Source organism: Streptomyces sp. SID3212, from assembly GCF_009865405.1.
In the GTDB taxonomy this organism is placed as follows: Bacteria; Actinomycetota; Actinomycetes; order Streptomycetales; family Streptomycetaceae; genus Streptomyces.
The window spans coordinates 1-7026 of the sequence record NZ_WWJY01000752.1 but is presented as its reverse complement, the minus strand read 5'-3'; the positions used below and the strand labels follow the sequence as shown (position 1 = coordinate 7026).

The 7026-nt window shown below is 72.9% G+C and carries 5 protein-coding genes; 3 read left to right on the top strand and 2 right to left on the bottom strand.

What is annotated here, in order from left to right; genetic code table 11:
- The coding region (locus GT042_RS22730) for a glycoside hydrolase family 15 protein (protein WP_161310577.1) at positions 1-1490 on the bottom strand (1490 nt) is incomplete at its 3' end.
- Positions 1491-1948: 458 nt separating this feature from the next.
- Between GT042_RS22730 and GT042_RS22725 the strand changes: the two genes are divergently transcribed.
- Together GT042_RS22725 and GT042_RS22720 are read left to right on the top strand one after the other, a co-directional pair.
- Positions 1949-3619 carry a CTP synthase gene (locus GT042_RS22725; RefSeq protein ID WP_161310575.1) on the top strand — a complete coding sequence of 557 codons (1671 nt, stop codon included), beginning with the start codon at positions 1949-1951 and terminating at the stop codon, positions 3617-3619.
- Between the two features lie 96 nt (positions 3620-3715).
- The gene (locus tag GT042_RS22720) at positions 3716-4342 is read left to right on the top strand and encodes an NUDIX hydrolase (RefSeq protein WP_161310574.1); all 627 of its coding nucleotides are present in this window, start codon (positions 3716-3718) and stop codon (positions 4340-4342) included.
- A gap of 185 nt (positions 4343-4527) precedes the next feature.
- Here the strand turns inward: GT042_RS22720 and GT042_RS22715 are convergent, their stop codons facing one another.
- Positions 4528-4854 (bottom strand): hypothetical protein, encoded by a 327-nt coding sequence (locus GT042_RS22715; RefSeq protein ID WP_161310573.1) that lies wholly within the window; start codon positions 4852-4854, stop codon positions 4528-4530.
- Positions 4855-5149: 295 nt separating this feature from the next.
- On the opposite strand from GT042_RS22715, the gene GT042_RS22710 reads away from it, so the two are divergent.
- On the top strand, positions 5150-7026 hold a 1877-nt coding region (locus tag GT042_RS22710; RefSeq protein ID WP_237531082.1), incomplete at its 3' end, for an NB-ARC domain-containing protein.

Genomic DNA, 7026 nt, shown 5'->3' with positions numbered 1-7026 from the left:
GTGGACAGCTCCCGCTGGATCGCCTCGATCGTGCCGATGACGCGCTTGTCGTCCGGCGGCAGGAAGCCCATCTGCGGGATCAGCAGCAGCGACGCGTCCAGCTCCTTGGAGCCGTACGACTGCGTGAAGGTGTTCCGCTCCTTGTCGTACCCCTTCTCGCAGACGTCGTGGTGGATGTCGTCCCGCAGCTCGCGCCAGCGCTCCAGCGGCCCGTCCGCGTCCCCGGACTCGATGAGCTTGATCGTGCGGTCGACCGCGACCCACGCCATCACCTTCGAGTGCACGAAGTGCCGGCGCGGCCCGCGGACCTCCCAGATGCCCTCGTCCGGCTGGTCCCAGTGCTTCTCCAGGTAGCGGATCAGCTTCAACTGGAGCAGCGAGGCGTAGTCGTTGCGGGCCAGGCCCGTCATGTGCGCCAGGTGCAGCGCCTCGGTGACCTCGCCGTACACGTCGAGCTGGAGCTGGTGCGCGGCGCCGTTGCCGACCCGGACCGGGCCCGAACGCTCGTACCCCGGCAGCCAGTCCAGCTCCGCCTCGCCCAACTCCCGCTCACCGGCGATGCCGTACATGATCTGGAGGTTCTCCGGGTCGCCCGCGACGGCCCGCAGCAGCCACTCGCGCCAGGCGCGGGCCTCCTCGCGGTAGCCGGTGCGCAGCAGCGAGGAGAGCGTGATGGCGGCGTCGCGCAGCCAGGTGTAGCGGTAGTCCCAGTTCCGGACGCCGCCGATCTCCTCCGGCAGCGAGGTCGTGGGGGCGGCGACGATGCCGCCGGTCGGCGCGTACGTGAGGGCCTTGAGGGTGATCAGCGAGCGGATCACTGCCTCCCGGTAAGGGCCGTGATACGTACAGTGCTCGACCCATTCACGCCAAAAATCTGACGTGGCGTCCAGTGAGCCCTCGGGGTCGGGCAGCGCGGGCGGCTCCTTGTGCGAGGGCTGCCAGCTGATCGTGAAGGCGACGCGGTCGCCGGGCGCCACGGTGAAGTCGGAGTACGTCGTGAGGTCCTCGCCGTACGTCTCCGTCTCGGTGTCCAGCCAGACCGAGTCGGGGCCCGCGACGGCGACCGTACGGTTGTCGACCTTGTGGACCCACGGGGTCACCCGGCCGTAGCTGAACCGCATCCGCAGGGCGGAGCGCATGGGCACCCGGCCGCTGACGCCCTCCACGATCCGGATGAGCTGCGGGGCGCCGTCCCGGGGCGGCATGAAGTCCGTCACGCGGACCGTGCCGCGCGGCGTGTCCCACTCCGACTCCAGGATCAGCGAATCCCCGCGGTAGTGGCGCCGCGTGGCCCTCGGGGGCTCGGAACCCGCCGCGTACGCGGGTCCGAGCCGCCAGAAGCCGTGCTCGTCCGTTCCGAGCAGGGCCGCGAAAACGGCGTGTGAGTCGAAGCGGGGCAGGCACAGCCAGTCGACTGTGCCGTCCCGGCAGACCAGGGCGGCGGTCTGCATGTCTCCGATGAGTGCGTAATCCTCGATGCGCCCGGCCACGTGCATCTCCAGTCGAACGGCCACGTTCGCCCCGAAGGGCGATAACTGCGGTCTAAGGGTCGTTGACGAGCATGTTTTCCGGGAACACGGGCGGGGTGGTGCCGTTTGCCGGCCTGCATCGGCAGCGAATGTCCGAGCAGGATACGACGCACCTCGGAGTTCCGCGCCACGCTCCCGGCAACATGGGTCCGCCGAACGGGTGAGCCAAGGGTGACGCGGCGGGAATCCCGGGGAATCCGGCGGGACCCGAGGGGTGCGGCAGCCGGCGCCGTGTGGCCGGAACCAGCCTCCCTTCGGCGCTGATACCCTGGTAGCCCGTGGACCGGTGGACTCCCTTGCTCAGCAATGAGGCCCCGAACCCGCAGCGACGGTGGCCTCCCGGAGATTCCCTCCGAGACTCTCAGGGCCCGGCACCGGCACGCACCTCAGACCGCGACCACGGGAGCCCCGTCTTGGCCATGCCGAACCGATCCTCGACACCCTCGACGACCAAGCACATCTTCGTCACCGGGGGTGTCGCGTCCTCCCTCGGCAAGGGCCTGACCGCCTCCAGTCTGGGTGCGCTGCTCAAGGCGCGCGGCCTGCGGGTCACCATGCAGAAGCTCGACCCGTACCTGAACGTCGACCCCGGCACGATGAACCCGTTCCAGCACGGTGAGGTGTTCGTCACCAACGACGGCGCCGAGACCGACCTGGACATCGGCCACTACGAGCGCTTCCTCGACGTCGACCTCGACGGCTCGGCCAACGTCACCACCGGCCAGGTCTACTCGACGGTCATCGCCAAGGAGCGGCGCGGCGAGTACCTGGGCGACACGGTCCAGGTCATCCCGCACATCACCAACGAGATCAAGCACCGCATCCGGCGGATGGCGACCGACGACGTCGACGTCGTGATCACCGAGGTCGGCGGCACGGTCGGCGACATCGAGTCCCAGCCTTTCCTGGAGACCGTGCGCCAGGTGCGCCACGAGGTGGGCCGCGACAACGTCTTCGTGGTCCACATCTCCCTGCTGCCGTACATCGGCCCGTCCGGCGAGCTGAAGACCAAGCCGACCCAGCACTCGGTGGCCGCGCTGCGGAGCATCGGCATCCAGCCCGACGCGATCGTGCTGCGCGCCGACCGGGACGTACCGCTGTCCATCAAGCGCAAGATCTCGCTGATGTGCGACGTGGACGAGGACGCCGTCGTCGCCGCGATCGACGCCAAGTCGATCTACGACATCCCGAAGGTCCTGCACACCGAGGGCCTGGACGCCTATGTCGTACGGAAGCTGGACCTGCCGTTCCGCGACGTGGACTGGACGGTCTGGGACGACCTGCTGGACCGCGTCCACAACCCCGACCACGAGGTCACGGTCGCGCTGGTCGGCAAGTACATCGACCTTCCCGACGCGTACCTGTCGGTGACCGAGGCGATCCGCGCGGGCGGCTTCGCCAACCGGGCGCGCGTCACGGTCAAGTGGGTCACCTCGGACGACTGCAAGACCCCGGCGGGCGCCGCGCGGCAGCTGGAGGACGTGGACGGGATCCTGATCCCCGGCGGCTTCGGCGAGCGGGGCGTGACCGGCAAGGTCGGCGCGATCCGGTACGCCCGCGAGAACAAGGTGCCGCTGCTGGGCCTGTGCCTGGGCCTCCAGTGCATCGTGATCGAGGCGGCGCGCAACGTCGCGGAGATCCCGGACGCCAACTCCACCGAGTTCGACTCCGGTACGGCCCATCCGGTGATCTCCACGATGGAGGAGCAGCTCGCGTACGTGGAAGGCGCCGGGGACCTCGGCGGCACGATGCGGCTCGGCCTCTACCCGGCGAAGCTCGCCGAGGGCTCCATCGTGCGCGAGGTGCACGCCGGTGAGCCGTACGTGGAGGAGCGCCACCGCCACCGCTACGAGGTCAACAACGCGTACCGCGCGGAGCTGGAGAAGAAGGCCGGCCTGGTCTTCTCCGGTACGTCCCCGGACAACAAGCTCGTCGAGTACGTCGAGTACCCCCGCGAGGTGCACCCGTACCTCGTGGCGACCCAGGCGCACCCGGAACTGCGGTCCCGGCCGACCCGGCCGCACCCGCTCTTCGCGGGCCTGGTGAAGGCGGCGGTGGAGCGCCGGGCGGCGCAGCTGCGGGACAACTGACCGCCGGGCCGTAAGCGATACGGTAGGCACCGGGGCGCGGGTCCTTCTGGACCGGCGCCCCGGTTTCCGCTGGTGCGCTGTGTGGGAGGACGTTTCATGACCATCGAGGACGCTCCGGAAGAGTGGCGGGTCACCGCGACCACGGTCCCCTTCCGCGGGAACAAGACCAGCGTCCGTACGGATGATGTGGTCATGCCCGACGGCGCGACCGTGTCCCGCGACTACCAGGTGCACCCCGGGTCCGTGGCGATCCTCGCGCTGGACGACGACGGGCGGGTGGTGGTGCTGCGCCAGTACCGGCACCCCGTACGCCACAAGCTCTGGGAGATCCCGGCCGGCCTGCTCGACGTCCCGGGCGAGAACCCGCTGCACGCGGCGCAGCGGGAGCTGTACGAGGAGGCGTACGTCAAGGCCGGGGACTGGCGGGTGCTGACGGACGTCTACCCGTCGCCCGGCGGCTCGGACGAGGCGGTACGGATCTTCCTGGCCCGGGACCTCTCGGAGGCGGGGGGCGCGCGCTTCGAGGTCGCCGAGGAGGAGGCGGACATGGAGCTGGCGCGGGTGGGACTGGGCGACCTGGTGCGGGGTGTGATCAGGGGCGAGCTGCACAACACGTGCCTGGCGGTGGGGGTGCTGGCGCTCTCGGCGGTGCTGGCGGGGGACGGGGTGGAGGCGCTGCGCCCGGCGGAGGCGCCGTGGCCGGCGCGGCCGTTCACGTCCTGAGGCGTCGCGTTCGTCCCTCGCGCTCGCACCCGGTCCGGTCTGAACAACTGCTGATCCGATTGGGGGACTTGTCCGCGCTGCCTCACCCGGTCGGTCGCAGAGAGTGAACTACGCTCGAAACGCCCGCGCGGAAACCCGCCGGGCTCGGCTCGTGCGCAGGCGGACGGAGCGTGGCCCGTGACGGATCAGGCGGTGGGCGGCTCCGCCGCCTCGGACGCGGGCGGCGCCGGGGGCGCCGATGCTGGTCGCGGGAAGACCACGAAGACCTCGAAGTCCGGGAAGATCGGGAAGACCGGGAAGACCGGGTCCGGGAAGGGCGCGAAGGGGGGCGGGAAACGCCCTCGCGCGGCGAAGAAGGCGGTCGGCGCGGCGGAGCCGGCCGGGGAAGACGTGGGCACGGCGGTGGCGGGTGGGGTGGACGTGACGGGCTCCGACGGGACGGCGGCGGGGCCGCCGGTGCCGGTCGGCGCGGGCCCGGGTTCCTCGCCCGCCGCCGAGGAGCCGGTTGCCACGACCACCACGGACCCCGCGGCCGGGCTTTGTCCTCAATCGCCGGACGGGCTTGAATTCGCCCGCCGTGGGTCGGCTTCCACGGGCGAGTTGCCCGGCCTCGCTGCCGGGGGTCGCCCTCAAGCGCCGGACGGGCTTGAGATTGCCCGCGCAGGGTCGGCTTCCGCGCAGGAGTTGTCGCCGGAGGTCGTGCCTTCGGACGCGGTGCCCGGTCGGGCGTTGCCCACGGGCTCAGGCACCATGCCGGGCACGGGCACGGGCACGGGCTCGGTGGCCGGTGCGGGGGGACGGGGGACGTTGACGCCGGAGTCCGGCAGTCCCTCCGGCGGCGGTGAGGAGGGCTTCCGTACCCGGGACGGGGACGCGTCCGGCGCCGTGCAGGCCGGTGCCCTGCCGCCCGCAGGGCACGCCGGGCGGGGGTTCGACGGGATGGCGTACGTGGCGCCCGAGGCGTCCGCCGGTGGGGAGGGCGGGCTCTCTCCCGCATCCGGCGACCCCGGCGACCACCGCATCGATTCCGGGCTCGACGCCCCGCCCGGGCCCCCGGGCGCCGGGGACGCGGCCACCGCGTTCTTCGGGCGCGCCCGGGAGATCAAGGCGCTGCACGAGGACATCGAGCGCGCCGGGCTCAACACGATCTCCGGCCGCAAGGAGCCCCGCGCCCGCGTCCTGCTCATCGCCGGGCGCCCCGGGTCCGGACGTACCGCCCTCGCCCACGAGATCGTCCGCCGGCTCGCGGACCGCTACCCCGACGGGGTCGTACGGGCCCGGCTCACCGAGACCGGTGGCGACGCGATCCCCACCGCGGCCACCGCCCGCGAGATCCTCACCGCGTTCGGCATCGCGGGACCGCCCGGCGCGGGCGAGGACCAGCTGTCCGAGATGGTCCGCGAGGCCCTGGCCGTCCGGCGCGTCCTGCTGCTCCTCGACGACGCCGTCGACGCCGAGCAGGTCGACCCCCTCGTCCCCGACAACCCGGACTGCCTCGTCGTCGCCGTCGCGCAGGGCCCCCTCACCGGCATCCCCGACGTCCGGCCCTGCACCCTCGGCGGGATGGACGTGAAGGCCGCCGTCGACCTGCTGGCCCGGTACACCGGAGCCGTACGGATCACCGTCGACCCGCAGGCCGCCGAGGCCCTCGTGGAGGAGTGCGGCGGCCAGCCCGCCGCCCTCGTCCTGGCCGGCGGCTGGCTCGCCGCCCGCCCCACCGCGTCCGTCGCCGACGTGGCCGCCCAACTGCGCGCCCTGCCCGACGACCCCGGCATGCCCGTGGGCGACCGCCCGCTCGCCCGCGTCTTCGGGCTGGTGTACGCGACCCTCGCCCCCTCCACCGCCCGCACCCTGCGCCTGCTCGCCCTCGCGCCCACCGGCCTCACCGACGCGCACACCACCTCCGCGCTGGCCGGCTGCTCGGTCACGGACGCCCGTACGACCCTGGACGGCTTCGTGGCCGTGGGGATGCTGCGGCACGCCGGCGACCCGCGGGGCGAGCTGTACGAGGTGCCCGCCTGCCTCGTACCGCTGCTGCGCGCCCTCCTCGCCCAGGACCGGCCCGGCGAACTCCGCCTCGCCCGCGCCCGGATGCTGGAGCGGACCGTACGGCTGCTCCAGTCCTGCCGCGCCGTCACCGAGCCCGAGGGCTCCGCGGCCCGCAGGAAGCTCTCCGAACTGCCCCGCGCCCTGCGCTTCCCGGACGCCGCGGCCGCCGACGACTGGCTGCGCACCCGGCTCCCCGCGCTGATCGCCTCCGCCCGCCTCGCCGTCGCCGACGGCGAACTGGACACCCTGGCCCGCCGGCTGGTCGCCGCGCTGGTCAGAGCGCTGGCCGCGCACCGCGGCACGGAGGCCGCCGCCCCCGAGCTGTACGGCCTGCACCACCTCGTCCTCGACATCGCGCGGCGGCGCGGCCTGCACCGTGAGCAGGCCGCCGCGCTGCTCAACATCGGCGACCTGGACGCCAGGACGGGCCGTACGCACGACGCGCTGGCCCGCTACCGGGCCGCCCTCGACGCCGGACGGGCCGCCAACGACCACTACGCCACCGGCCGCGCGATGGAATCCGTAGGCGGCGCCCACCAGGACCTGGAGGACTGGCAGCGGGCCGCCGACTGGTACGGCAGGGCGCTCGCCCAGCGGATCGGCCGGGGCGAGCGGGCCGACGAGGCGCGGCTGTA